This window comes from Bradyrhizobium sp. Kon58, assembly GCF_055807455.1.
The window spans coordinates 151,728-178,251 of record NZ_JBVVOT010000014.1 but is presented as its reverse complement, the minus strand read 5'-3'; the positions used below and the strand labels follow the sequence as shown (position 1 = coordinate 178,251).

Sequence of the window (26,524 nt, the reverse complement as noted above, 5' to 3'; positions counted from 1 at the left end):
TCTCGACAACCCGTTCGGCACGAGGCTGTCACCTATGTCTTAGGTACGTTCCGTTACCCATGTCTTCGGGCCGGACAAACAATATACTGGCGGAAGGGGTGGGACCGCCTACCCGGCTCAACAAGACATTGATCTATCAGCCGAAAAAAGCTGAAGCTGACTGCCTACCGTAGCATGCCGCCGTAGCACTCGTCCATGAGCTACGGTTGCTCGAACAACACCTTGTGCGGAATGCCCAATGTCTCGGGTTCGTCGAAGTCGTGCAGCGACAGATAGGGACTTCGGTTCTTTAGGATCAACCTGACCTCCTGCCGACCGAAGGTGATCAGTTGGAAGTAGCTGTTGATGGATTTGCCGGACCGCGCGGCTCGCTCCTTGGCCTCCTCGATGTGTGATTTTCGGCGCGGCGTGTACTTCACAGCCAGGTCAACATCCCCGAGATCGGTGCTCTCGGTAAGGTAGCTCCCAAACACCCGAATGCAGGTCACTCGGTGGGTCAGTTCGTCTCGCTCATTCACCTGCCGCGCTCGTTCGAGCAGACCGCCAATCAGGTTCTCGGCCTCAATTCGCGTGATCCTGCGCACGAACCGAGCGTTGCAGAGCTGCGCTCCCAGCTCGCTCGTAACGTAGCGATGTTCGCGCCGAGCTTGCGGGTCGATCTCGATGTAGTTGACTTCTATCATCGCTTTGTGAAGGGCGTTCGCCCTATCCTTATCGAGCCCGAGCCGTTCTGCGATTGTCGCAGGCTCGACCGCTCCGCCATCGATCCATCTCAGGAAATCGCGAATTGCGATCAGACGTATCCCGCTGAGGGTCTCATCCTTCCCAACACGCATCGTGTCATCTCCCCGCGCCCGGTGACGAATGGTTAGCGAGCAACGATGTTCGAGGAACCCTACCAACTCATGGCGCTGTCGGGAAGTTGCACGCTTTCGCGCTCTCAATGAGGTGGCACGCCACTCCCCTGAACGACCCGATAGAGCGGGCAATCGCACCGGCACCAAGCTCGGCCACAATCGTGCCTACCGTAGGTCGGGCACGGCTTCGCCATTCGACCGTCTGCCCTTGCGGACATCGCGATAGGCCAGGAGGTTCGTTCGCATCTCCTGTAGAATGTCGGGCCGACCTTCGATCCGGTAGATCGGCGACTTCGCGCGGACCTTCCTTCGAGCCGCGGAGATGTCAACGCCGGGTCCGAAGTCTGTGACATCAGGATCGCCGTCGCGTTCCATCATGTTCGCCGTGTAGGCAACCGCATCTGCGGCCTGAACACCGTAGGCTCCATCCTTCGTTGCGAATTGGATGTCGTGAAGAACTTCCCGCAGTTCTGGGACGCCCTTCTTGACCTGATCGAAGATCCTCACGGCATCCGCCGCGTTCGGATGGCCAGCCTCCAGAACGAAGGTGATCTGCGGATTGTCCCACTGGATCACGGTCTGGGCCATCTGAACGGCGAACGAGAGGCACATCCGAAAGCAGACCCCATACATCGTGTCGAGTTGGATGCCCGTGGGACGTTGACCAGCCAGATAGTGCTGCTCGTAGTCTTGCTTGTGCAGGTAGGCAGAGAACCCCCAAGTGGTGTTCCTCTGCACAATCCTGTTGATGTCGTGGATCAGCTCCGACTTCCGCTGCATGCTCAGGTGTCTGAAGTCACGCTTGGAAGAACGCATCGACACAGCGTGGAAGTGGCTCAGTTCGTAGTCGCGCAGTAGACGCTGCCATTTCCGGTCGAAGTCCACCCACTGTCCGAGACGTGCTCCAACTCCTGCCATGATCAGAGGCGAGTTGTCGTGCGTCCCGCTTTCGTCGATGTAGACCGTGACCCGCATGCAGCCCTCGCGATGGCAAAGGCTTCCTATAGCACGGCTCCGTCTTGTGTCGGCGCTCTGAGCCTTGGGGACTTCAGAGACCCCAGCTCACCAGCGACGCTTCGGCGGCGGCTCGCTCATCCCGAATGCGATAGACGGCCTGTCGGCTGAGCCCGGTGGCGGCTGCGATTGCGCTGACCCCAGTCTGGACTTCGAGCATGGACACGGCGTTGTCGAACTGTGCTCGGCTGTAACTGGGCTTCCGCCCCTTGTAGCGATCACCTGCCTTCGCAAGCTCGATGCCACCGCGCTGGGCTTCCTTGATGGCCTCGGCTGTGGCCTGCGCCGATGCTGCCAAGAACCCGATCAGCGCGTCCCGGACGGCCTGCTGCATGGGGTCTCGTGTGGCACCGTCGAAGGTCAGGTTGTTGATCACGGTGCGAACCACGATGCCACGGCGCATGAACTCTTGGATGGTGTCGCGCACGTCGCTGTAGTTCCTGCCGAGGCGATCAACCCATCGGACCAGAAGCGTGTCGCCTTCGCGAAGGATGTCGAACAGTCGCTTTCCGTTGGCCCGCTCTGCGAAGCGAGTGCTGACACCCGAGACGCCGTGATCAGCCACAACGCGGTCGATCTTGAAGCCAGCGGCCTCGGCCTGCGCCTGTTGATGTTCGAGGTTCTGATCCACGGTCGAGACCCGCGCATAGAAGATGGTCGCCACGTTCGCTCCTGTGTCGGTTAGGCTCCTGTCGCTTAGAATGCATGTCGGTTGATCGAAGTCAACCCTAACGGACATCATTTCGTGGCGTTCCTGAATGTCGGCATGGGCATACCCATACGGACACTGTTCCGTGAAACGCCGGACAAACGGCAACCCTCTGCGGCAGCGTTGAAGGTCGTGATCGTGTGAGGTTCGTTGATCCTGCTCAACAGCCCCAGTCTCCGTCCCGCCCAGCGTCAGGCAATGAAGCCCCCGCAGACCCCTCGCTCGGATAAGGAAGCGCCCATGCCCAAGCCATCCCGCTTGGAGGAGGCGCGACGAGTTATCGAGGAATACGCGGAGGGCCTACGTGAGATCATCAAGAACCTCCGTCAGCGCCTGCATTGAGGCTTCCCAGCTTTCCGCGCCGCAAACCGACCCCCGGCATGGGGGTGTTGGCGCTATAGCCCTCCTAGAAACTGGGTCTCGCATTTTTCGGTCAACTATCCGCACGTCCGACGATGTGACGAGACACATAGCTGGTGAAAGCGAGTAACGGCGCTTCCCCACTACCCTCTGGTTGCGATAAGCCTCCAGCGGGGGTGTGGGGCATGGACTTCTCTACGTTCTTCGATCTTGGCAAGACGCAGGCTGAGCTGGACTTCGTGAACGTCGATCCTGAGCGCGATACGCGGGTCTTCGTCGATCCCTACGCGCTCGAAGTGAAGGACGACCAGTGGTCCAACCGTTGTGCGGATCACATCAGGTCATTCTTCCAAGCTGTTCTACAGGCGATCAGGTCCGGCGACGAAGACCGCGCAAGGCACCTCCTCTCCAATCTGCACGAGAGCCAGGAGACCTTTCTCGGTCTCTCATCGGGTGTTCCACGCGGGCGCGGCATCGGTTCTGGCAACGCCGCACAACTCTACGAAGCGCTGCTGGGGAGCAGAGCAGTCCAAACCGGGCTGATCTCTGATTTGGCCGAAGCCGAGTTGTTCATCCCCGGCATTGGGAGAGACAAGGTCTCAGACCTGACCACCAACATCATCCGTGGTCCCCTGATCGACTACACGAAGGAACAGTGCGACCTTCATGGCGTGGCGATCCAAGATGCCGTTGTTGCGGGCCCGATCTGGGTGCCCTCACGAGAGGACTGGATGCAGCGCACGCATGCCCTGCCGATCGTGCAAGGTCGTCCTGTCATTCTCGTCCCGAAGTACAGTGTTCGTCGCCGTCTCAGTCTTGAGAGCCACGAGTTCTACGACAAGCACTTCATCACGTTCCTTCAGGCTGAGTACCAGAGGGCGTCTGGCAGCTTGGCACAGGTGATGCGAAGGGTCACGAAGAAGGCAGTGAAGGAGCAGAACCCCTTCAGCAAGGAAGACCTTGCAGAGTTCGCGTTGAACAATCCTCATGTCCTTCAGCTCTACCGAGAACTGGCCAAGCTGAGCGGGCCACTGGCCCCTGACGATCTTGATGAAGGGTTCGATGAACGCGCCTTCGCGGGGCAGCTCGCGGCCGCATTGCCGCAAATACCTACGGGTCGGGCGCATGCTTCCGCTTACCACAAGCTGATCATTGGTTTGCTGTCGTTTCTGTTCTTCCCCGGACTGATCGAGCCAGTGAAGGAGGCGGAGCTGCACGAAGGCCGCAAGCGGCTGGACATTCGCTTCACCAACGCTGGTGCCACACCATTCTTCAATCGAATTGTCGGCGCGGCACAGACCCGTGCACTCACCGTCCCAGTTGAGTGCAAGAACTACACGGAAGACTTGGGCAACCCCGAGTTCGACCAGTTGAGCGGACGGTTCTCACACACACGAGGGTTCTTCGGTATCCTCTGCTGCCGCTCCATAGACAACAGAGACCGTATGGTCGCCACTTGCCGCGATACCGCTCTTGACGGTCGTGGCTACATCATCGTGCTTTCGGATGCCGATCTCGTGCAGATGCTTGCGGCCGTCGAGAGCGGCAATCGCAGCTTGATTGACGCCACACTCAATCGACGCCTTGGCGAACTACTGACGTGACGCGCTGCGGCGACGCACCTTGAGGCTCCTCGGGGCGGCACGCGGAGCGGCGCCAGAACAAACCACCGCAGAATTGCTTGTGGCGCGCTTCGCGTATCGCGCCACAACTAACTCCGCGGCGCGTTCGATGTCTTCGCCGAGATGACGCAGGACGTTGCCTCGTGACGCCGGGTAGACATGCAGTTCGGTTGTCTTGCCGCCCTGCCGCCAGCTCTTGTGGCTTCCAGACGCGAGCCGGTGAACGAGCTTGGCGGCTTGCACTCGCTTGAACTCACTTTTGGTCTCAGACTGCGGATCGGCAGCGGTCTTCGCCTCAATGGCGAGCCATGCCGCGACTACCATCAGGGGGTCTACGTTGTGCTGCCGGAGACGCGCCCACGCGGCCTTCGCTCGTTCACCGGGAGACATGCCACGAAGCCGAAACGCCTCGACGTGCGGTCCAGCTTGGTCGTAGAGACGGCGGACACGCAGGAGCGCATTCGCCACCACTCGGTCGCCCTCGTTGACCGCGAGCCATTCCACCGCTGCTCGACGAAAGGGATTGATCTCGCTGGCCTTGAAGCTGGCATGATAGGGACTGCCGTGCCGCGCGTAGTGGTCCGCATGTGACCTGCAGAAGCGCGTGTCGAGGCCGTCGCCGGTCCCTGCCCGCGCAGTGTTCTTGCAGCCAACCACTCGGCACATCTTGAACATGTGACTGGGCTCTCGTGCGCGGCCCTTGACCTCGGCCTTGCGAGCGGCGCGACGTTTCCAGCGGCCGATGTCAGTCATCTTCGTCCCCAAAGTAATAGCGGAACGGGTGCCAGAAGCCCGGCGGCTGGCCGTCAACGTCAGTCGTCTCCCTGACGCCGTATGCTTCCAAGGCCGCGCGGAAGTTCTTTTGCCCACGCACGCTCTTGAAGTTGTCCTTCGTGACGCCGAGATGGCGGTAGACATCCGCTGGTGGAATGACCTCGGAGGCGTCAGCCTCGACCCGACTAATGATGTAGTCGAAGGCCGTCTCGGCGTGCCCCTTGAGCGGCTTCGGGATCGGAAGCCAATCGCCGATGGATGCACCGGGGAAGACGTTCGCCAAAAGTGCGGGGATGCCCGAGCCCTTATGCGCGATGATGAACGCACGGCTGGCAGGACAGCAACCGTTCTGGAGGCGTCGCACCGCTCCCCTGCAGAGGGCCTGCAGAATGCCGTGGGCGTGTTCGCCGCGTCGGACCTCGTCAGTCCACTGAAACGCACCTGAGGCAGACGGGAGTGCAGCGGAAGCCCTTCCGGTGGCCTCGTAGGCTGGCTCGGGCTTGAACAACACACCAGCCAAGATGACGTTCGGAATGTGCGCGAAGTCGTTCGTGGCGTCATGCCGTCCCCATGTCACGAACTTCACCTTGCCCGCGCCACTGGTAGACAGCCGCTGCTTGACCAACTTCTCGAAGTCGAAGTCCGCCGTGGCCTTGTGATGGACGACAAGCCAATCCTCGTTGGGTCTCGCATTGATCGTCTTCGCGACACCTTCCGCGATAGTTGGCGCATCGTAGGAGAACGTGTCCTTACCCCCACCACGGTCCCAGATACCGATCGTCAGCCCCGCGTAACTCTTCGTCGCCGAAGGCAATCGCTGCATGCCGCCTCGGTGCCGCTCCCAGAGATCATAGGTGGCTCGGACACGGGCCGACGCATCCAGCACCATGACCGGCTGCAAATCCGCAGGAAGGCTCTCTCTGTAGTCGAGGATCGAAATCCGGTAGCGTCGCCGCACGGTGACGGTGCGTCCGAACAACGGCCAGATCAGCTCAACGGCCTTCGCAGCCCGCCCAGTGGTCATCCTTCGAGCTTCCTGCTCCGCGAACTCGTGGATGCGCGGGAGGTTCGGTAGTTCGATACGATCCCCTTCCTCCGCCTGGACGATCTGGCTGATCACCTTGTCGAAGTCTGCCGTGAACCGAGGGCGTGCTGTGCGCACCTCGGCCGGGATGGTGTTGAGATCGTCGAGCGTGACGGCTATCGGCTCTCCCGGCAACATCGCTTCGTCCCAGATGCGGACCATCCTCGGACGGCCCTCGTAATGGAACGCGGAAGCGGCCTCAAAGCTGTTAGAGTTTCGACAGCGGGCCTCGACCATCTGGTGGGTGGTGAACAGGATGCGGGCTTCGTTCGGATCAGAGGTGGCGATTGCGTTGAGGTCGTCATCACTGGTCAGCACGGCGAACTGATCAAGACCCGCTTCCGTGGCGATGGCTCGGATTTGGTCCTTGCGATTGGCGCAGATGATTGCCGACGCTCCTCGATGGCCGGGAGACCGCAGCAACTCTCGCAGGAAGTGAACAAGGAGCTGGGTCTTGCCGACACCGGGATCGAGGCTGGAGACATACACCGACTTCGGGCAGGTACCGTTCGCCATCGTTTCCAAGACGCCAGCAACAGCAGCGAGCCCGTCCCACATCTCCCTTGTGAGGGAGTGCCCGAAGCCAGCGAAGGAACCCTGCAGTGCCTTCAGAGTGGCACCGGCAAGGCCGTCTTCGGTGAGCCCCAAGGGGGTGAAAACCTCACTAAGGGAAGTGGAATTATCACCCCCTCCATGAGCCATAGGCTGGGCATCGGCGGGGCCGAAGGTGTCGCGGATCAGCATGTTCGATGGTCTATTCGTCAGTTTCGTTGGTCTCGGGAGCTGCCGATGTTGCGGCCGGCTGCACATTCTCGACACCCCCCGTCTGCAGACGGCGAAGGATGGAGAACTTCAAGGTGGGATAGATCGCGAGGATGAACAGGACGTTCCCCTTCTCGACCAGATCGGCCTCGATGTCGGTCAGCGGGAGGTGTGAGAAACCGAAGCCGAAGTGTGCCGCCCTCATGTCGCGGATCGCTCGGTCGGGGTCGGTCCAATCCCAGAGCCGGGCGGAACTGACGAGGGCCTTCAGATGGTGCTCGCCGGTATCGGCGGCCTTCCTGATGCGACGCCTACCGTTCTTGACCTCGACTTCCACATCGGCGGGATCGAAGGTCTCTCCAAGCTGTTCGGCGATTTGCCTTCGAGCTGCGATCAAAGCGTGGCGAGCGGACTTCACCTTACCCAGTCGGTCCTGTTCGCGAGCATAGCTGATCAGCCGATAGATGGGCTCGGCTTGCTTCTTGAGAGCTTCGGGCAACTGCCCTGTCATCACGCCACCGCTCTGGCCGGAGAGGTCGAAACGTGAAGGTGCTGCAGGTTCAAGCCCTCATAGGACACCTTCGCGACAGCCTCGGCCAACACCGAGACGAACGCTTCCAGATCGCCGCCATAGTCATCGTCCACGCCATCGCTGGCCCAGCCACCTAAAGCTCGGATAACGTCACGAGACAGCCTCGCGCGGCTCAGGGCATCACGATAGTTGTGTCGGAGCGAGTGGAAGGTCACGCGGGGCTGCTTGACACCCGCCTTGGCCAAGAACCGCCCGAACCACTTCGACATTGTCGAGAAGTAGCCGTAGCTGTCGCGTTCCAGCTCCGGGAACAGACGAACGCCATTGCAGCTCCGAACGAAGTCAAGGAACCCCATTGCGATCAACTCCGCGTGGAGTGGCACGAACCGCTCACCGGCTTCGGTCTTGATACGCTTCCTGTCTTCGACCTCCATCTCGGCGGGGTCCCCCTCGGAGAGCATGAGACACCAGACGTTTCCAACCCGCCGAACGTCCGTCTTGTGGAGCTGGCATGCTTCGCCTTGCCGCAGCCCGTGGAAGAGCGCCAGGAGTGGCACCCAGAAGCGGCCTCGCCTTGGATGGTTCGGGCCACGCTTCGCGTAGCCGTTCTCGTCGTCCACACAGCCCGTGTAGAGCGGCATCTGGAACAGCTTCGGCAGATCGTTCAGTGGCACCGGCTTGCGCTTATTCTTGTCCTTGACCGGGTCGGCCAACTGCAGATCCGCGGCTGGGTTGCGATCTGCATGTTCCTCTTTGACTGCCCAGTTGAAGAGCGACGACAGGTTGATCAGATACGAGTTGATCGTTCCGACAGACATGAGCGGCTTGCCGTCGATCTTGGCAAGTCGAGCGGCTTCCTGCAGGGACTTGCCGGGGTAGACCTTCCGAGCGTTCTTTGGGATCGTCTGCAGCAGAGACCGAACTCGCTTGCAGTCCGCTCGGTTCACATCTCGAACCAGCTTGTCCGGCCCCATGAGTTCCTCGATGGCGTCGAACACGATGCGGTAACTGAGCAGCGTCTTCTCGCCGCGCATGACGCTGGGATCAGCCAAGTAGTCGTCCATAAGTTGCCGCAGGCTGACACCTCCAGCGGGCTTCTTGAGCGCCTCTCCAAATCTCTGCACGAGATGGTCGGAGCCATAGTCGTTGTTGGCTCGACGCAGGAGTGTAGTGGCGGCGTCCCGGATGGTGTCGCGCAACGCAGGCAGGAACCGAGCCCTTGTATCCTCGTCGATTTTCCCGACGGACGAGGAGCGACTGAGCAGCTCGGCAAGGTAAGGACCAATCTCAGCTTCCAGCTCAGTCGGGCTCTCCGTCCGCGCCATCTTGTCGATGAACTTCTCGTAGATCACAGGACCGCCGGGCCGGGCTCCCCATTGGCGAATGGCGAACTCGTAAGCCTTGCCGCACAGCCGGACGATCTCTTGCTGAGATAGGTTCGCTGGTGGACCTACGTCGGTTACCCGAAGCCTGTCCATCTCGGCATCGAAAGCCGAACTCGCGGCGCGGACCCTCCGCACTGCTTCGCGGTAGTCAGAGGTCCCAAGGGACTTCCACCGTTCCTTGCCCTTGAACAGATGCAGCAGATCGGCAGGGTACGAGGCTCGGAGATAGTAGGTGTTTTTGCGCTTGTGTAGTCGAGGATGAGGCACGTCTTCCATGAGCTCGCTGTAGCAGCTCACCGTAGCACCCATCAACTGGAAGCCATTGGAACTGCAGAGTTTTTGGAAGATCAACGACTTGAAGGGGAACTGGCGGAAGGGGTGGGATTCGAACCCACGGTACCCTTGCGGGCACGCCGGTTTTCAAGACCGGTGCCTTAAACCACTCGGCCACCCTTCCAAACCCGGAATGGTTGTCGCTTAACGCAGTAGACGGCCCAAGGCAACGCGAAGTTGGCGCCGGACCCGACCCCCCCTCCGCTGCACACGACGTGTCAGGCGAACGTCAACCTGTTCCCTTAGCCTGTACGCCTCAGCCATCCGGACACTGGCGACATCTCCCAGGTCGTCGCAGGTTGCGAGGCCCAGTTGGATTGACCTCCGCTTCCGGGCCTCGTTTGCTGCCCTCAAAAGCAAAGCGGCGCCCCCGAGGGAGCGCCGCTTGAATTCTGCGTTGTTGCTCTAGCTCAGTAGCCGCCGCAGGACGCGCAGCCCATCTGCACCGGGGCGTAATAGGAATAGCCCGGCTGGACCATCTCGACGCGCTGGCGCGTGGCGTATTGCGGCGGGATGCGCTCGTACTGGACGCTCGGCGGCGCCACCATCACGGTCTGCGGCACCATCACGGTGCGGTACTGCGCCGGCGCGCGGTGCGCCACGACGGCGCCGGGCGAAACCATCACGGTCTCGTCGACGGTGCGGTATTGCGGCTGCACATATTGCTGCTGGTAGCAGGTCGTGCACGGCGGAGGCGTGTAGCAATTGTAGCAGCCGGCGGAAGCCGCGCTCGTCATTGAAATCGCAGCGACAGCCGTGGAGAAAACGACAGCGAGAGTGCGAGACATTGTTGTGGTGCCCCAATTGCCCGAAATGGATTTGCGAAGGTCGCTGCCAGTATACTCCGCAAAACCTTGCTTTGCCGAAGTTCATCGGGGCATCCTTAATGCAAACGGCCGGCTTGCGCCGGCCGTTCAGAACTTGTTGACCATGCGCGATGCGTGATGCTTGCGATTACGCCCGCACGTGACGCTGTTACTTCACGCGACGCTTCACCTCGCGCACTGCGCCGCGCGCGGCGCTGGTGGTGAGCGCGGCGTAAGCCTGCAGCGCGGTCGAGACGTTGCGCTTGCGGCCGATCGCCTGCCAGGCGGCATCGCCCTTCGCCTCTTCCGCGGCGCGGCGCTTGGCCAGCTCCTCGTCGGAGACCTCCAGCGTGATGCTGCGGTTCGGGATGTCGATGGCGATGCGATCGCCGGTCCGCACCAATCCGATGTTGCCACCTTCGGCCGCTTCCGGCGAAAGATGGCCGATCGACAGGCCCGACGAGCCGCCCGAGAAGCGTCCGTCGGTGACGAGCGCGCAGGCTTTGCCGAGGCCCATCGATTTCAGATAGCTGGTCGGATACAGCATCTCCTGCATGCCGGGGCCGCCGCGCGGGCCTTCATAGATGATGACCACGACCTCGCCGGCAACGACCTTGCCGCCCAGAATGCCTTCCACGGCCGCGTCCTGGCTCTCGAACACGCGGGCGGGGCCTGTGAATTTCAGGATCGAGGCGTCGACGCCGGCGGTCTTCACGATGCAGCCGTCCTGCGCGAGATTGCCGTAGAGCACGGCGAGACCGCCGTCCTTGCTGAAAGCGTGCTCGAGGTTGCGGACGACGCCCTTCTCGCGATCGGCATCGAGCTCGTCGTAGCGACGCTCCTGGCTGAAGGCGATTTGGGTCGGGATGCCGCCGGGCGAGGCCCGGAAGAAGGTGCGGACGGACTCGCTCTTCGAGCGCTTGATGTCCCAGCGCTCCAGCGCGTCGCTCATGGTCGGCGCGTGCACGGTCGAGACCGACGTGTCGATCAGGCCGGCGCGGTCGAGCTCGCCCAGGATGCCCATGATGCCGCCGGCACGATGCACGTCCTCGACGTGCACGTCGGCAACCGACGGCGCTACCTTGCACAGCACGGGCACGCGGCGCGACAGCCGGTCGATGTCCTGCATGGTGAACTCCACCTGCCCTTCGTGGGCGGCGGCGAGCAGATGCAGCACCGTGTTGGTCGAGCCGCCCATCGCGATGTCCAGCGTCATCGCGTTCTCGAACGCCTTGAAGTTCGCGACATTGCGCGGCAGCACGCTAGCGTCGTCCTGCTCGTAGTGGCGGCGCACGATATCGACGATGGTGTGGCCGGCCTCGACGAACAGGCGCTTGCGATCGGCGTGGGTCGCGACCACCGTGCCGTTGCCGGGGAGCGCAAGGCCAAGGGCTTCCGTGAGGCAGTTCATCGAATTGGCCGTGAACATGCCCGAGCACGAGCCGCAGGTCGGGCACGCCGAGCGCTCGATCACCTTGACGTCCTCGTCGCTGACCTTGGAATCGGCGGCCGCGACCATGGCATCGATCAGGTCGACCGCCTTGGTCTTGCCCTGCAGCGTGACCTTGCCGGCCTCCATCGGTCCGCCCGAGACGAACACGGCGGGGATGTTGAGCCGCAGCGCGGCCATCAGCATGCCGGGGGTGATCTTGTCGCAATTGGAGATGCAGACCATGCCGTCGGCGCAATGCGCATTGACCATGTACTCGACGCTGTCGGCGATCAGCTCGCGCGACGGCAGGCTGTAGAGCATGCCGTCATGGCCCATGGCGATGCCGTCGTCGACCGCGATGGTGTTGAACTCTTTCGCCACGCCGCCGGCCTGCTCGATCTCGCGGGCGACGAGCTGGCCGAGGTCCTTCAGATGGACGTGACCGGGCACGAACTGGGTGAAGGAATTGACCACCGCGATGATCGGCTTGCCGAAATCGCCATCTTTCATGCCGGTCGCGCGCCAGAGGCCGCGGGCGCCCGCCATGTTGCGGCCGTGGGTGGTGGTGCGGGAGCGATAGGCTGGCATGGCGGTTTCCGTCCTCGGGTTTGGCTAGCCGGGCGCGGCAAAATTTCGAAGCCGCCTCAGGCCTTTCCGGCCGGATAGCGCACGGGGGGAACGCGCGCAACGGGAACTTGAGCCGGACAGGGCTCCCCTGCTCCCGGCGCGGGCTATTGCAGCTCGGGATCGAGCCGGTCGCGCAGCCAGTCCCCGATGACGGAGACCGCCAGCGTGGTCACCACGATGGTGGTGGCCGGCGCCAGCATGATCCAGGGTGCCCGGGTCAGGTACTCGCGGCCGTAGCCGACCATGTTGCCGAGGCTGGTCATCGGCGGCTGCACGCCGAGGCCGAGGAAGGACAGGCCCGACTCCATTAGGATCACCTCGGGAAAGACCAGCGTGGTCGACACGATCAGGGTCGAGGCGATGTTGGGCAGGATATGCCGGAGGTAAATCCGCGCCGGCGTCGCGCCGAGCTGCCGGACCGCGGCCGCGTAGCCTTGGGCATTGGCGGAAATGGCAAGGCCCCGCGCGATCCGGGCGTAGCGCTCCCAGCCGAAAAATCCCATCAAGCCGATCAGGAGCGGCAGCGAATTGCCGAAGAAGGCGAGCACCGCGAGCGCCATGATCAGGAAGGGCATGCTGGCCTGGAAGTCGGACAGCATCAGCACGAGCTGCTCGACGGGCCCGCGGAAATGCGCAGCGAGGAAGCCGAGCATGGTGCCGACGATGGCGGAGATCGCCGTTGCGCCGAAGGCAATCAGGAGCGAGATGCGGATCGAGACGAGCAGCCGCGACAGCACGTCGCGGCCGAGCTCGTCGGTGCCGAGCCAGTGGGCGACATTGCCGGGGCTAGCGAGACGATTGCGCAGGTCGAGCTGGGTATAGCCGTAGGGGGCGATCTTCTCGGCGAAGGCCGCGATCACCAGCATCGCGACGATCCAGCCGATCGCGATGGCGACCGAGACCGGGATCGCCGGGAGGCTCATGCGGCGGCGGGCCGACGTGTCCTTCAGCGTGGCGTCAGTCATGCATAGGCTCCCTTCATGCGTGCGCCCCTTTTGCGCGCAGGCGCGGGTCGAGGAAGCCGTAGAGGAAGTCGACGATCAGGTTGGAGGTGACCATGGTCATCGCCACCAACAACAGGATGCATTGCACGACGGCGAGGTCGCGGTTGGCGACGGCGACGACCAGCAAGCGCCCTACTCCCGGCCACGAAAACACGCTCTCGACCACGACCGCGCCCGCGATCAGCGTGCCCACCATGAAGCCCAGAATGGTGACTGTCGGAATCGCCGCGTTGGGCAGCGCATGCGACGTCACGACTTTTCGCCACGGCACGCCCTTTGCCGAGGCGGTGCGGATATAGGGCTGGCCCAGCACCTCCAGCATGGCGCTCCGAGTGAAGCGCGCCAGCACCGCGGCGCCGCCAAGGCTGAGTGTCACGATCGGCAGGATGGCGTGACGCCAGCTGTCCTGCCCGCCCGAGGGCAGCCATCCGAGTTGCACGGCGAAGACCAGCACGAGCAGCAGCGCCAGCACGAAGCTCGGCACGGTGAAGCCGGCGACCGCCGTCATCATCACCGCGCGGTCGATTCCCGAGCCACGGTGCAGCGCCGCGTAGATGCCGGCGGGAATGCCGAGCGCGACCTTGAATGCGAAGGCCGGCAGCGTCAGCGCCAGCGTTGCCGGAATCCGCTCCAGCACAAGCTCGATCGCAGGCCGCCCGTCACGCATGGAACGGCCGAGCTCGCCCTTGGCGATCGCGCCAAAATAATCGAGATACTGAAACCAGATGGGATCATCGAGGCCCCACGCCTTTCGGAAGGCGGCGAGGACTTCCGGCGGCGCTTCCGGTCCCAAAATCATCAGCGCGGGATCGCCCGAGAGACGCAGCACCACGAAGGCGAAGGTGACGACGAGCACGATCGTCAACGCCGCGCGTCCGATCCGAATGGCGAAATAGCGTCCCATCAGACCACGTCCCGCGTCTCGACGTGCGGCCCCGCCACAAGGTGGCAGGCGACCTGCCTGTCGCCACCGACGTTCGACAGCGCTGGCACCTCGCTTGCACAACGCGCGATCGCGCGCGGGCAGCGCGGATGGAAGGCGCAGCCTTGAGGACGGGCCGCCGGGTTCGGCGGATCGCCCGTCAGCACAATGCGGCCTGCGCTGCGGCGGCCCGGCGCGGGCGATGCCGAGACCAGTGCTTGCGTGTACGGGTGCTCCGGCCGCGCGAACAGATCATCGGCGCTGCCGATTTCGACGATGCGGCCGAGATACATCACGGCCACAACATTGCTGATCTGCCGGACAACCCGCAAATCGTGGCTGATGAAGAGCAAGGTCAGCGCAAGCTGCGCCTGGAGATCGGCGAGCAGATTCACCACCTGCGCCTGGATCGAGACGTCGAGCGCGCTGACCGGCTCGTCACACACCAGGAAATCCGGCTTGGTCGCCAGCGCCCGCGCCAGCACGATACGCTGGCGCTGTCCGCCGGAGAGCGCGCCCGGATAGCGCACACCATGCGCGGGTGTCAGTTCGACGGCGCGCAGCAATTCACGAACACGCTCCTCGCGCTCGAGGGGAGTCCCGAGGCCGTGAATGTCCAGGGGCTCACGGATTTGGGCGGCGACCGGCAACCGCCGGTCCAGCGCCCCCAGCGGATCCTGAAAGATCATCTGCATGTGCGCGCGTTGCGCACGCCATGTGGACGTTCCGGGCGTTGCCATCGGCTTACCGTCGAACCGCACCTCGCCGTGATCCGGCGGCTCGAGGCCGAGCACGATACGCCCGGTGGTCGACTTTCCCGAGCCGGACTCGCCGACGAGGCCCAGCGTCTCGCCCTTGGGAATCGTGAGCGACACGCCATCGACCGCATGAACGGCGGCACTTCGGCCGAACATCCCGGAGCGCATGCTATAACTGCGCGAAATCGAGGAGACTTCGACGAGCGGACGGCTCATTCGGCGGCGATCCCGAGCAGCGCGCGACGCGAAGCCTCGGCGCGGATGCAGGCCACGGCGCGATCCGCCGCGATCGGCGCGAGGCTTGGAGCCACAATGCCGCACGGCGCTTCTGCCAGCGCACAACGCGGCGCGAATGCGCAGCCATCAGGCATCCTCGCGGGATCCGGTACCGTTCCCGGAATGGCGGTCAGACGGCGCCTCGGCCCGTCGAGCGGGGGAAGCGCGCCGATCAGGCCCTGCGCATAGGGATGGACGGGATCGGCGAAGAGCTGGTTCGCCGGCGCCTCCTCGACGATGCGGCCGGCATACATCACGGCAACGCGGTCGCAGTTTTCCGCGACCACGCCGAGATCGTGGCTGATCAGGACCATCGCCATGCCCATCTCGCGGCGGATAGTCGAGAGCAGTTCTAAAATCTGCGCCTGAATCGTGGCGTCGAGCGCCGTCGTCGGTTCGTCCGCGATCAGCAGGTCGGGATTTCCGGCGAGCGCCATCGCGATCATGATGCGCTGGACCTGGCCGCCGGAAAACTCGTGCGGATAGGCTTCGAGCCTGCGCGCCGCGTCGGGAATGCCGACGAGATCGAGCAGCCGCCGCGCTTCCGCTTTCACCGTGTCGCCCGACAGATTGCGATGCAGCGCCAGGGACTCGCAGAGCTGCCGGCGAATGGTCAGCACGGGATTGAGTGCGCTCGCGGGATCCTGGAAGATCATGGCGACGCGCCCGCCCCTGATACGGTCGAGCTCGGCGGCGGGCGCAGCAAGGATCTCGCGACCATCGAGACGAACGGAGCCCGAGACGCGGGCATTCCGCGGCAACAGGCCGAGTGCCGCAAGCCACGTCACCGACTTGCCCGATCCGGACTCGCCGACGAGGCCGAGGGCCTCGCCCTTGTGCAAGGCGAGATCGACACCGCGCAGGACTGGCACGCCCTGGAAGGCGACGCTGAGGTCCTTGATGCTGATCAGCGGCGCCACCGATCAAGCCTCGAAATTGCCGGCGCGGAAATCCATCGCGAAGGCCGGCGATGCCTTCCACTTGATCGACTTCGGCTTGGCCGTGAAGGTCGCGTTCTGGTGCAGCACCGTATAGGCCGGGTCTTCGCGCTCGGCGATCTCCAGCATGCGGCGGAACGCCTTCTTGCGGGCGGCCCGATCGATCGAGGTTTCCAGGAACTCCGAGAGCGTGTTCAGCTCGGCATTGGTCCACTCGCCGATCTGCTGCTGCTGGCCGTTGGGACCGTGCTGGGCAACCAGCGAAGACACGGGATCGTTGAAGGCGGCCGAGTTCGACCAGTCGCGGACCGCGCGGGTCGGCGCACGTTCCATGATCTGCGACCAGTTTTCCTTGGTCTCGATCTGCACGTTGAGGCCGACCGACTTCCACATCTCGACCAGCACCTGCGCCGTCGCGACCTGGTTGGTGTAGTAATTGTTGAGCAGGCGATAGGGAATGGGATCGCCCTTGTAGTTGGCTTGCTTCAGCAGGTCCTGCGCCAGCTTGGGATCGTAGGCCGGCACGTTCCAGTCGGCATTGAACATGTCGCCGTAGAACTCCCACTGCAGGCCCTTCGGGACGCGGGTGCGCCCGGCCCACAGACTGTCGACGATGGCCTGGCGGTCGATCGCATGGGTGAAGGCGCGCCTTACAAGCGGATTGGCGAGCTGGGCGTGGTTCTTGTCGAATACGGTCAGGCGATGATTGAGGATGGTACCGCCCTGCACTTCGAACGCTGAATTCTTCTCGATGCCGGCGATCTGGTCTGGCGGGATGTCACAGGCGAACTGGTACTCGCCCGACAACAGGCCGTTGATGCGGCTCGCGACCTCCGGGACCTCGAGGAAGCGAATGCGCTTGAGCGGTGGACGACCGCCCCAATATTCGTCGTGCGCTTCGAGCGTCAGCGACACGTCGGGCTTGAGCTCGACGACCTTGTAGGGGCCGGTGGTAACAGGCTTGCGCGCCCAGTCGAGATAGCTCGCGGATTCGGCCCAGGCGCGGCGGTTCGCGATGTCGGAGCCGTAGCGCGACAGCCGCCCCTCGATCGTGACGTCGGGCGTCGCGTTGTAGAAGCGCACGGTGTACTTGTCGACGGCATCGACGCGGACGAGATCCGGCCAGATCCGGCGTGCAACCGCCGGAACGTCCGGCGGCAGCTCCTTGCCCGGCCGCGGCGTCGGGATCTTCTCGAAAGCCTGGATGGTGCTGCGGCTCTTGGCCTCGGTCTCTCCGAACATGCGCTCGCGGCTGAACGTGAAGACGACGTCCTCCGCCGTCAGCTCGTCGCCATTGTGGAATTTTACGCCCTGGCGCAGCTTCACCTCGACAGTCTGGTCGTCGATACGGCGCCACTCGGTGGCAAGCCCCGGCACGGCCTCAAGGCTGCCGCGCCAATTCTTGGAGATCAGGCCTTCCCAGATCGACGAGAAGAACACGCGCTCGCCGACATTGGACTGCTCGCGCAGCACGTCGAGCACGTTCGAATTGGTCACCTTCTGGACGGCAATCGTCACCGAAGGACGGTTGTCGGCCTGCGCGATGGCAAAACGCGGCAGAAGCAGTGTGCCTGCGGCAACGCCGCCGGATTTCAGGATGGTGCGACGGGTGAACTTGCTCATGACGGGAACCCCTGCCCTGGAGGATGCGGTTATTCGGCGAGACCGAGTGCGGTGAGATGCGCTGCGCCAGCGCGGACGTCGTCGTGGTTGCGAAGTTCGAGGATCAGGCGGGGGTTTGAGGTCAGCCGGCCCAGCGCGCGGAACACGGCGATCCACGGGATGTTGCCCTCGCCGGGCGCCCAATGCCGGTCGGCAAAGCCGTCCGTATCCTGGAGATGCACATGCGCCAGCATGTCGCCGGCGGTCTCGACATAGTAGTCGACCGGCGGCGCGCCGGTGGACACATGCGCGTAGTTGGCGTGGCCGGTGTCGAGGGAGACGCGCACCTTGCTGCTTTCGAGCGCCTTGGCGAGACGCACGCGATCGCGCGGATCCTTGTCCTCGATGTTCTCGATGACGATCTCGCAGCCGATGGTTTCGGCGCGCACGATCACCTCGGCGAGTGTCGCCTTGACGCGCTCGACGAGATTGCCGCGATTATCCGGATAGAGGTCGAGGTTGTTGTGGTCCCAGGTCGTGAACGGCGAATGGATCACCATCTGCGTCGCGCCGAGAAACTCGGCGGCTTCGAGGCCCTGAAGCAGGCGTTTCGTCACGACTTGGCGGATCATCGGGTCGTGGCTACCGATCGCGAAGCCCCAGAAAGGTCCGTGGATGCCCAGCCGGCCGGTGTGACCAGCGAGCATTTGCTTGATTTCGCCGGCCGTGCTCCGCCAATCGCCGTCGAGCAAGTCCGCGCGAAAAAAATCCTGAATTTCGAGATCGCGCTGCCGTTCGAGAAGCCAGTCGCGATGCGCAGGGATCGATTTAATGGACAATGCGGCGCCCAGTACCGGCTTCGACATGGCTTGCTCCTCGGCCGTCAACAATGACGGGGGCAGCGCTAGACCAGTTCAATGACAGGCCGGTGAAATGCAGGTTCCGAAGCGCTGAGGAGATGTGGACATCCCCCGATCGCGTGCATCGAATTCAGGCAGCGGCGAGTGCAGTGCGTGCAGACGCATGCATCCGCGCTCGGATCAAGCGCGATTAAATCCGTAGTGATCCGGAATGGAATCCTATTCCGATGTCGCGTACATCGCGGGACATCGATCGGCGGCCTTCCAAGGGCATCACCCTCTGATCGCGCTACATGGGGTTGGGGGACCACATGGGGCGGGGGGATCAAAGGCTGGGGCAAGGTTACGAGGTCCGGACTCCTAGGCACTCCGGACCTCGGGACTTTCTAGATTGAACGTGATTTCGCGCCGCCGGCTTGATCAGCCGTGCGGCGCGAAGTCGTTTCAGCCCGTTTTTCTTTCGGTGCTAGCGCGTCTGCGGCTCGATCGTCACCGTGCAGTCACCCTGCCCTTGCGTCGCGACCACGATGTTGCCCGCGGGAGCGCCGAGGGCGATCGGTGCGGACGAGCCGCCGCCGGGCAACTGGACAGTCACGCTCAGAGAATCGGTTCGCGCGGTCGAGCCTACGGTGGAGGGTTCTGCCTGGGCCACATTGCCCGAGGCGTCACGCCGCATGATCTGGCAGTTTACGTTGCTGCCCCCGGCCGCCGTCATGCTCGATGAGGTGCCGCCGCTCATCTGGGCACGGGCTCGCGATGGATCGCGAGGCACCTGGCTGACGATGCGATGCGTCCGCGGCTCCACAATGACGACGTCGTCACCGGTCGCGAAATATTCGTAGTCTCGATATTCGGGCTCGATCGAGACGATCTCGGGCGGAAGCCTGTGAAGGCGCACGCGCGAGGGAATGGTCTCGCCGACCCGGATCGAAATGTTCAGATTACGCTCCGGCTCCGCCAGGCGTGCGCGGCTCACCGTTTCGGAGATCCGCACCTGCTTCTCGGACGTCACCTGGGTCTGCTGATTGGTCTGCGTATTGGTCTGGGTGGTCTGATTGGCTTGGTTGGTCTGCGTGCCCGGGGTGGCAGGCGCGGTCTGCGCATTGTTGGTCGGGGCCGTCCGGTTCGTGTCGGTCGCGGTGGCCGGCCGATTGTTCTGTTGCGCCGGCTGCTGCTGCTCGGCCGCGTTGCGCGGCGGCTGGGTCTGGTTGCGCTCGTTCTGGTTGGCCGCAGCTCCCGTGCGCTCGTTCTGCTGGCTGGACGTGCCGGACTTCTTCTCGGACTCCGCGGTTGATTTCTGCGGCGCGGACTTGTCCGGCTTCGTCTCGGCGCTGCTCTTGCTGTCGCGTCCCGGTTTCGGGCTCTCCGCCTCACGGTTGCGATCGCGGGAGGGCTCGCGGGATTCTTGCGCCTGATCCTTCGACTTCGGCTGGTTGCGCTCCGCAGAACTGGCCGGCTGGCGCTTGTCGTCACTCGCGTCCTGCCTGGCAGCGCCGCCCTTTTCCTCGCGGCCAGCGCCCTGCAATCGCTCCTGGGCCTGCGCGCGCTCTTGAACGTGCTCCTGGGCGCCGCCGCGCTGCGGCGCAGCGCCCTTCGCCGGCTCCTCGCTCCGTCTCGGCTCGTCCCTTCGCTCACCGGGCGCCTGGGCGTAGGCGAAGCCGGAAGCAAGCATCAGTCCGATAGCTGCGGTCGATAACATCAAGTGCTTGCGCATGGTCCCTCTCCTCGGAAATTCGCAACAACAGACGCGAACGTTCTGTGGGTGCGAAGGTTCCTGATCAGGAACGAGGGCCGATCACGCCGGTCTCACATCTCAGGCGGGTCTCACATGGCGTCCTTCAGCGTGAGCCGCGCCGTGAATGTCACGCTGGTCTTGCCAACCAGCGCCATGCCTTCGACCTCGGCGCCGTCGGCGGAATAGTCGCCGGAAAAGCCGCAGGTCACCTCCCTGCCGCCGAACGCGAGCGGCTTGCCGACGGCCTCGGTGTGCTGATTGACGGTCATGTCGCCGCGCCATTTCCCGTTCCGGAAGGTGTAGCTGCCGGTGTAATAGAAATAGCTGTCGCCGCCCATGATGCGGCCGTCGCAGAGCACGACGACGCCTTTGGCCTGGCCGCGCTTGCCGTCGCGCATCTCGATCTCAAAGATGTAGAGGCCGTTGAGCACCTTCTGTGGGTTGGCGCCGTGCTCGGGCCCATCGCCGGCCGACATCTCTCGTCTCCCGTTCAAACCGGCACATTCCGCTCGAGATCTTCAAGCCACGCCGCCGCGCTCGAATCCGACGGCGCGCGCCAGTCGCCGCGCGGCGACAACGAGCCGCCGGCCGAAACCTTGGGTCCGTTCGGCATCGCCGAGCGCTTGAACTGGCTGAAAGCGAAGAAGCGGCGCAGGAACACCTCGAGCCAGCGGCGGATCTCGGGAAGGTCATAGGCCTTGCGCTTGTCGGTCGGAAATGCCGGCGGCCATTCGCCCTCGCCGACGTCCTTCCACGCCTGCAGCGCCATGAAGGCGATCTTGGACGGGCGCATGCCAAACCGCAGCGTGTAGAACAGGTTGAAATCCTGGAGCTCGTAGGGACCGACCGAGGCTTCGGTGCTCTGCGGCTTCTCGCCCGGCTCGGCCGGAACCAGCTCCGGCGAGATTTCGGCCGACAGGATCGATCCGAGCGTTTGGTTGACGTCGTCGCTGAACTGCTTCGAGGCAATCACCCAGCGGATCAGATGCTGGATCAGCGTCTTCGGCACCCCGGCGTTGACGTTATAGTGCGCCATCTGGTCGCCGACGCCGTAGGTGCACCAGCCCAACGCGAGCTCGGAGAGATCGCCGGTGCCGATGACGATGCCGCCGTTGTGGTTGGCGAGCCGGAACAGATAGTCCGTTCGCAAGCCCGCCTGAACATTCTCGAACGTGACGTCGTAGACCTTCTCGCCCTTGCCGAAGGGATGGCCGATGTCCTTCAGCATCTGCGTCGCCGTGGTGCGAATGTCGAGCTCCTGCCAACTCGTCTGCAACGCCTTCATCAGCGCCAGCGCATTGGTCTTGCTCTCGCTGCCGGTGGCAAAGCCGGGCATGGTGTAGGCGAGAATGTTCTCCCGCGGCAGGCCAAGAAGGTCGACGGCCTTGGCGGCGACGATCAAGGCGTGGGTGGAATCGAGCCCGCCCGATACGCCGATGACGACGCGCTTGGTCCCGGTCGCACGCATGCGCTGGACAAGGCCGGCGACCTGAATGTTGTAGGCCTCATAGCAGTCCTGCTCGAGCAGGCTCTCGTCGCTCGGCACGAACGGAAATCGCTCGACCTTGCGCAGGAAGCCGATATCGGCCGCCGGCGCCTTCAAGACGAAGCTGACTTTCCGGAAGAAGGCCTCGCGCTGCCGGCGGTTGTCGTCGAAGGTTCCCATCAGCGCGCGTTCCTGCCTGAGCAGGTCGAGATCGACGTCAGCCAGCGTGATCTGACCGCCCTGGCGGAACCGCTCGCCTTCGGCCAGCAGCACGCCGTTCTCGTAGATCGAGGTCTGGCCGTCCCAGGCAAGGTCGGTGGTCGATTCCCCTGCCCCTGCGGCGGAATAGACGTAGGCCGCGAGGCAGCGCGCCGAGGTCGATTGGCACAAGAGCGCACGCGAGCGGGCGCGGCCGATGGTGATCGGGCTGCCCGAGAGATTGATCAGCACGCTCGCACCCGCGAGCGCGAGCTCGGAGGCCGGCGTCACCGGGATCCACATGTCCTCGCAGATCTCGACGCCGATGGTCAGGCCCGGTACGTCCTCGGCCGCGAACAGGAGGTCGACGCCGAACGGGGCATGCAGCCCGCCGAAGGCGACCATCTCTCCGACGATGCCGGCGCCGGAGGCGAAATGCCGTCCCTCGTAGAATTCGCGATAGGTCGGCAGGTAGCTCTTGGGCACGACGCCGAGGACTTTGCCGCGATGGATGACGACCGCGCAATTGTAGATGCGATGGCCGAAGCGCAGCGGCGCGCCGACGATCAGGACGGTCATCAAGGACGAGGATGCCTCGACGATGGCCACAAGCCCGCGCTCGACCGCATCGAGCAGCGGATCCTGCTTCACGAGATCTTCGATCGCATAGCCGGACAGGCAGAGCTCGGGAAACACGGCTACCGCCACCGACTGTTCGTGGCAGTCCTTCGCCGCCGCCAGAACCGCCCTCGCGTTTGCCGTGGGATCGGCCACATGAGAGGTGGTGACGCAGGCCGCCACGCGCGCAAATCCGTGGGCATAGATCGAGTGGAAACTCATCGAGCACAGTCCCTTTGTCTCGTCGCGACCGGCCTCCGCCAGCTCTGGACTCCATTTAACCCATCGACATGGCCCCGTGCAGGCCATTCGACGGCATGCATAACGGATTTGCAGCTTCGCTGCCCGGCGCCCGGCCCTCCCTTGGGGGCAGTCTCAGGCTCTGCGCACCAGCATGCCGGGCAGATCGTCGCGCAGCCATTCGGCGATCCGGGGCCAGGCATGGGCGTGGGTCCGCGCGCCCATGAACAGGCCAAGATGATTGCTAGGCTGGGAGGCCGCCGCAATGAAGGCCGGCGGTGTGCCGAGCAAGCCGGCGGTTGAGAGCGCCTGCGCAGCCGGCACGACGTCGTCATCGAGCCCGGCCAGCAGGAAGACCGGCGCCTTGACGTCCTTCAGATCAACCACGCGGCCGAGTGCCGTGAATTGGCCGCGCGCGATCCGGTTCTCCCGGAAAATCCAGTTGACGATCTCGAGATAATAGGTGCCGGGCAGATTGAGGGGCTCGGCATTCCAGCGCTCGAAGCGTGCCAGCAGCGCCGCATCTTCCTCGCCGGAGAGGTCGCTCTGCAGCGCCATCACGATGTCGTCGCGGCTCGGCGCCTTCGACCAGACACGAAGCATCTCCTCGCCGCTGACATTGCCGCCGCCGCGGGCGACAAGCTGGTCATACACCATCGCCGGCGCGTTGCGGGCGAGCTGCGACAGCCTGGAGTCGATCGAGAGGTCGACGGGCGCGCCTGCCAGCACCAGCCGCCGTACCTTGGCGGGAAAGCGCGCCGCATAGAGCAGCGACAGCCAGCCACCCTGGCACAGGCCGACCAGATCGATCGGGGCGCCGATCTCGTCGATGGCGACGTTGAGATCGCCAAGATAGCTGTCGATCGAGAGATAGCGCATGTCGGGTGCGGCTGAGCGCCAGTCGGTGAGGTAGACCCGGTCGATGCCGCCATTTTGCAGGGACTGCACCACGCTGTGGCCGGGGGCGAAGTCGGCGATCAGGGCCCGATGCAGCGCATAGGGCGCGCAGACCAGTGCCGGCGGGCCGGACCCCGTCCGCGTGCAATCGCGCAGGCGCATGGTCGCAAGCTCCAGCGCGACGGAGTTGGGCGTGGTCCACGGCAGGCTGCTGTCGGCTTGCTCCGGCGGACCGCGCTCGAGCCATCCGAAGCAGGCATCCATCGCAAGCCGAGCCGCAGCGAACGGCCACAGCAGCGGGTCATCCGGGACCGGGCCCCGTGCGCGCTGCTGTTTGCCGGTCTTCTCCGCCATGGCTATCTCACGGTCCTCACAGGAAGGCCTCGAAGCTGACGAGCGAAATGCCGCGCTCGCGAAAACTCTGATGGGTCGCGGCGACCGAGCCGTCGAGATCGATGCCGCGGCAGGCGTCCTCGATGACGGCGACCTCGAACCCCGCCTGGCGGGCATCCTCCGCCGAGAAGCGGACGCAGAAGTCGAGCGCGAGGCCAACCACGAAGATCGTCTTCAACTCGCGCTCGCGCAGATATCCAAGCAGGCCGGTCGGCGTTTTCCTGTCGTTCTCGAACAGCGCCGAATAGGAATCGATGCCGCGCCGAAACCCCTTCCGCACCACGAGATTTGCGCGAGTGACGTCGAGATCGCGATGAAATTCCGCGCCCGCCGTGCCCTGGACGCAATGGCTCGGCCACAGCACCTGGACGCCGTAGTCGAGCGCGATGGTCTCGAACGGCTGTTTGCCGGCGTGGTTCGGGGCAAAGGAGACATGATCGCGGGGATGCCAGTCCTGGGTCAGCACCACATTGGCGAATTTTTGGGCGATCCGATTGATGGCGGGGACGACCGTCTCGCCCCTGGGCACGGCGAGCGCCCCGCCCGTGCAAAAATCGTTCTGCACGTCGATGACCAGCAGCACGTCGCGGTCGGAAAGCTTCATCGCAAGGTCCATTCCAGGCCATCCCGCGCGACCGGCGCCGACGGCACGTCTCCAGTGTCGATCTTCCCGCGCTGCTTCGCAACCACCGAAGCGGTGCGGCGGTCTGCGCGAATGCACCGCGTCGGCCCCGATGCAACGGTTTGGGCTGATGCGTGTTGACTAGATCCACCCGGGGGCGGATTCTGAAAGCCGTTCGCATTTTGCGAACGGATAGAGCGGAGGAAGCGGTTCCCGCAGCCCGAACGGCCGCGGCAGCCACACGCACATGACCATCGGCAAGACAGGACAGATTCTTCTCGCCGATATCGGCGGCACCAATGCGCGCTTCGCGCTCAGTCAGGGCGATCAGACCGGACCGATCGACTACGTCAAAGTGGCGGACTTCCCGACCGTCCGGGAGGCCATTGCCGATGTTCTCGCGCGTCGCTCAGACGGCAAAACGCCCCCCAGGGCCGTGCTGGCCGTCGCGGGCCCGGTGACCAACAACCGCTGCGTCATGACCAACAGCCCGTGGGTCATCGACGGCAACGAGCTTCAGCCCGCCCTCGGCTTCGACAGCGTCCATGTTCTCAACGATTTCGAGGTGGTGGCCTGGTCCCTGCCCGCCCTGCGACCCGCCGACCTGATTCCGCTCGGCGGACAGGATGGCCTTCCCGGAGAGCCGTTGTTGGTGGTCGGACCCGGAACCGGCTTTGGCGTTTCCTGCCTGGTCGAGCGCCACGGCTCACGGCTGGCCGTCGTCACCGAGGCCGGACACGCGACCCTGCCGGCGGAGGACGAGCGCGAGGAACGCGTGATCGCGTGCCTGCGCCGACGCCTCGGCCATGTCTCCATCGAGCGTGGCGCATTGTCCGGTTCGGGCCTGCAAAGCCTCTACGAGGCCCTGGCCGAGGTGGAAGGCGCGCAAGTGCCGCATCGCGATGCTGCCGCCATTACGAAGGCCGCCCTGGAAGGCAGTTGCGAGCTCTGCCGCGCGACGCTGGACATGTTTTGCGCCATCCTCGGCTCGGTCGCCGGCAATCTCGCGGTGACCTTCGGCGCCCGCGGCGGCGTCTATATCGCCGGCGGAATCGTGCCGCGCTTTCCGGAGTTCCTTGCAGCCTCCGCATTCCGGGCGCGCTTCGAAGCCAAGGGACGTTTCCAGGATTATCTGCGCAACATCCCGACCAGACTGGTCACGAAACCCGATGCGAGTTTCCTCGGCCTCACCATGTTCGCCGAGCACAACCAGCCTTAACGGCGCGCGCCTCCGTCCGCGGGTTCCAGTCATGCACAGCTGATTGCACGGCACGCCCGCTCGACGCGGGATCGTGCTTGCGCGCACGTCCCGGATGAGAAACAATCCTGGCTTGTGTGTGTGTGGCGTAGTTGCGGGGGCGTGACATGCGTAAGCAGGATCTAGGTTTCGACTATCACCGCTATCACCGCCTGCTGCTCGAGGCGGACGACGATGGCAAGCGGCTGGCCTTGATCGAGCTCTTGATCGAGGAAAAGGCGCGTGACCGCCTCGCCGCCCAGCGCGCTTCAGACCGCGCCGCCATGACGGCCCACACTATCGCTACCGTGCTGAAGAACGGGCGCCAGTAAACCGAGTGATTGCGCTACGGTGCCCGAAAGCGCGGCATCGATTGCCATTTCGTTAACGATCCCTCGAAAGCTCGCGTCAAACTTTTTGCTCTAGAAGTTCCCTCACCTG

Annotated in this window: 23 protein-coding genes and 1 tRNA gene; 3 read left to right on the top strand and 21 right to left on the bottom strand. The window is 64.0% G+C overall.

Going from position 1 to position 26,524, the window contains the following annotated elements; genetic code table 11:
* Nucleotides 1–200 precede the first annotated feature (200 nt).
* From AC0L20_RS23165 to AC0L20_RS23155, 3 genes are all read right to left on the bottom strand, one after another.
* Entirely contained in the window at nt 201–836 is a 636-nt protein-coding gene (locus AC0L20_RS23165; RefSeq protein WP_473292471.1) for a hypothetical protein, read from the bottom strand.
* A gap of 186 nt (nt 837–1,022) precedes the next feature.
* The gene (locus AC0L20_RS23160) at nt 1,023–1,832 is read right to left on the bottom strand and encodes a DUF3800 domain-containing protein (protein ID WP_473292469.1); all 810 of its coding nucleotides are present in this window, start codon (nt 1,830–1,832) and stop codon (nt 1,023–1,025) included.
* A 73-nt stretch (nt 1,833–1,905) separates the two neighbouring features.
* Entirely contained in the window at nt 1,906–2,535 is a 630-nt protein-coding gene (locus tag AC0L20_RS23155; protein WP_473292467.1) for a recombinase family protein, read from the bottom strand.
* 590 nt (nt 2,536–3,125) lie between these two features.
* Here AC0L20_RS23155 and AC0L20_RS23150 point away from each other — a divergent pair.
* Nucleotides 3,126–4,544, top strand: coding sequence for a hypothetical protein (locus AC0L20_RS23150; RefSeq protein WP_473292464.1), 1,419 nt, complete (start codon nt 3,126–3,128; stop codon nt 4,542–4,544).
* On the opposite strand, the gene AC0L20_RS23145 is transcribed toward AC0L20_RS23150, so the two are convergent.
* The 18 genes from AC0L20_RS23145 to pncA form a co-directional block, all read right to left on the bottom strand.
* The gene (locus AC0L20_RS23145; RefSeq protein ID WP_473292460.1) at nt 4,533–5,315 is read right to left on the bottom strand and encodes a hypothetical protein; all 783 of its coding nucleotides are present in this window, start codon (nt 5,313–5,315) and stop codon (nt 4,533–4,535) included. The genes AC0L20_RS23150 and AC0L20_RS23145 overlap by 12 nt on opposite strands.
* Nucleotides 5,308–7,164, bottom strand: a complete 1,857-nt coding sequence (locus AC0L20_RS23140) for a hypothetical protein (protein ID WP_473292457.1) — start codon at nt 7,162–7,164, stop codon at nt 5,308–5,310. Before AC0L20_RS23140 ends, AC0L20_RS23145 begins: the two co-directional genes overlap by 8 nt.
* Before the next feature lie 10 nt (nt 7,165–7,174).
* Nucleotides 7,175–7,693 carry a hypothetical protein gene (locus AC0L20_RS23135; RefSeq protein ID WP_473292454.1) on the bottom strand — a complete coding sequence of 173 codons (519 nt, stop codon included), beginning with the start codon at nt 7,691–7,693 and terminating at the stop codon, nt 7,175–7,177.
* Nucleotides 7,693–9,450, bottom strand: a complete 1,758-nt coding sequence (locus AC0L20_RS23130) for a DUF6538 domain-containing protein (RefSeq protein WP_473292451.1) — start codon at nt 9,448–9,450, stop codon at nt 7,693–7,695. The genes AC0L20_RS23135 and AC0L20_RS23130 overlap by 1 nt, the downstream gene beginning before the upstream one ends.
* A 16-nt stretch (nt 9,451–9,466) precedes the next feature.
* Nucleotides 9,467–9,556, bottom strand: a tRNA-Ser gene (locus AC0L20_RS23125).
* 286 nt (nt 9,557–9,842) lie between these two features.
* Nucleotides 9,843–10,169, bottom strand: a complete 327-nt coding sequence (locus AC0L20_RS23120; protein WP_035969507.1) for a hypothetical protein — start codon at nt 10,167–10,169, stop codon at nt 9,843–9,845.
* Between the two features lie 238 nt (nt 10,170–10,407).
* Nucleotides 10,408–12,258, bottom strand: coding sequence for a dihydroxy-acid dehydratase (gene ilvD / locus AC0L20_RS23115; RefSeq protein WP_473292448.1), 1,851 nt, complete (start codon nt 12,256–12,258; stop codon nt 10,408–10,410).
* A 143-nt stretch (nt 12,259–12,401) separates the two neighbouring features.
* Complete coding sequence (locus AC0L20_RS23110) at nt 12,402–13,262, bottom strand: ABC transporter permease (protein WP_473292446.1); 861 nt, start codon at nt 13,260–13,262, stop codon at nt 12,402–12,404.
* A gap of 13 nt (nt 13,263–13,275) precedes the next feature.
* The gene (locus tag AC0L20_RS23105) at nt 13,276–14,205 is read right to left on the bottom strand and encodes an ABC transporter permease (RefSeq protein WP_219684331.1); all 930 of its coding nucleotides are present in this window, start codon (nt 14,203–14,205) and stop codon (nt 13,276–13,278) included.
* A complete protein-coding gene (locus AC0L20_RS23100; RefSeq protein ID WP_473292443.1) occupies nt 14,205–15,197 on the bottom strand; it encodes an ABC transporter ATP-binding protein in 993 nt (330 codons plus the stop codon). The genes AC0L20_RS23105 and AC0L20_RS23100 overlap by 1 nt, the downstream gene beginning before the upstream one ends.
* On the bottom strand, nt 15,194–16,177 hold the full coding sequence (locus AC0L20_RS23095) for an ABC transporter ATP-binding protein (RefSeq protein WP_473292441.1): 984 nt from the start codon (nt 16,175–16,177) through the stop codon (nt 15,194–15,196). Before AC0L20_RS23095 ends, AC0L20_RS23100 begins: the two co-directional genes overlap by 4 nt.
* 3 nt (nt 16,178–16,180) lie before the next feature.
* Nucleotides 16,181–17,818 carry an ABC transporter substrate-binding protein gene (locus AC0L20_RS23090; RefSeq protein ID WP_473292437.1) on the bottom strand — a complete coding sequence of 546 codons (1,638 nt, stop codon included), beginning with the start codon at nt 17,816–17,818 and terminating at the stop codon, nt 16,181–16,183.
* A 29-nt stretch (nt 17,819–17,847) separates the two neighbouring features.
* The gene (locus AC0L20_RS23085; protein ID WP_473292435.1) at nt 17,848–18,663 is read right to left on the bottom strand and encodes a sugar phosphate isomerase/epimerase family protein; all 816 of its coding nucleotides are present in this window, start codon (nt 18,661–18,663) and stop codon (nt 17,848–17,850) included.
* Between the two features lie 460 nt (nt 18,664–19,123).
* Entirely contained in the window at nt 19,124–20,371 is a 1,248-nt protein-coding gene (locus tag AC0L20_RS23080) for a DUF1236 domain-containing protein (RefSeq protein WP_473292432.1), read from the bottom strand.
* A 110-nt stretch (nt 20,372–20,481) separates the two neighbouring features.
* A complete protein-coding gene (locus AC0L20_RS23075; RefSeq protein WP_473292428.1) occupies nt 20,482–20,868 on the bottom strand; it encodes a GrlR family regulatory protein in 387 nt (128 codons plus the stop codon).
* Between the two features lie 14 nt (nt 20,869–20,882).
* On the bottom strand, nt 20,883–22,916 hold the full coding sequence (locus AC0L20_RS23070) for an NAD(+) synthase (protein ID WP_473292424.1): 2,034 nt from the start codon (nt 22,914–22,916) through the stop codon (nt 20,883–20,885).
* 153 nt (nt 22,917–23,069) lie between these two features.
* Nucleotides 23,070–24,185 carry an alpha/beta fold hydrolase gene (locus tag AC0L20_RS23065; protein WP_473292422.1) on the bottom strand — a complete coding sequence of 372 codons (1,116 nt, stop codon included), beginning with the start codon at nt 24,183–24,185 and terminating at the stop codon, nt 23,070–23,072.
* A 16-nt stretch (nt 24,186–24,201) separates the two neighbouring features.
* Nucleotides 24,202–24,840 (bottom strand): bifunctional nicotinamidase/pyrazinamidase, encoded by a 639-nt coding sequence (pncA, locus tag AC0L20_RS23060; protein ID WP_473292418.1) that lies wholly within the window; start codon nt 24,838–24,840, stop codon nt 24,202–24,204.
* A gap of 253 nt (nt 24,841–25,093) precedes the next feature.
* Between pncA and glk the strand changes: the two genes are divergently transcribed.
* Nucleotides 25,094–26,065 (top strand): glucokinase, encoded by a 972-nt coding sequence (gene glk / locus AC0L20_RS23055; RefSeq protein ID WP_473292413.1) that lies wholly within the window; start codon nt 25,094–25,096, stop codon nt 26,063–26,065.
* Between the two features lie 146 nt (nt 26,066–26,211).
* Nucleotides 26,212–26,415, top strand: coding sequence for a hypothetical protein (locus tag AC0L20_RS23050; RefSeq protein ID WP_007590943.1), 204 nt, complete (start codon nt 26,212–26,214; stop codon nt 26,413–26,415).
* Nucleotides 26,416–26,524 lie beyond the last annotated feature (109 nt).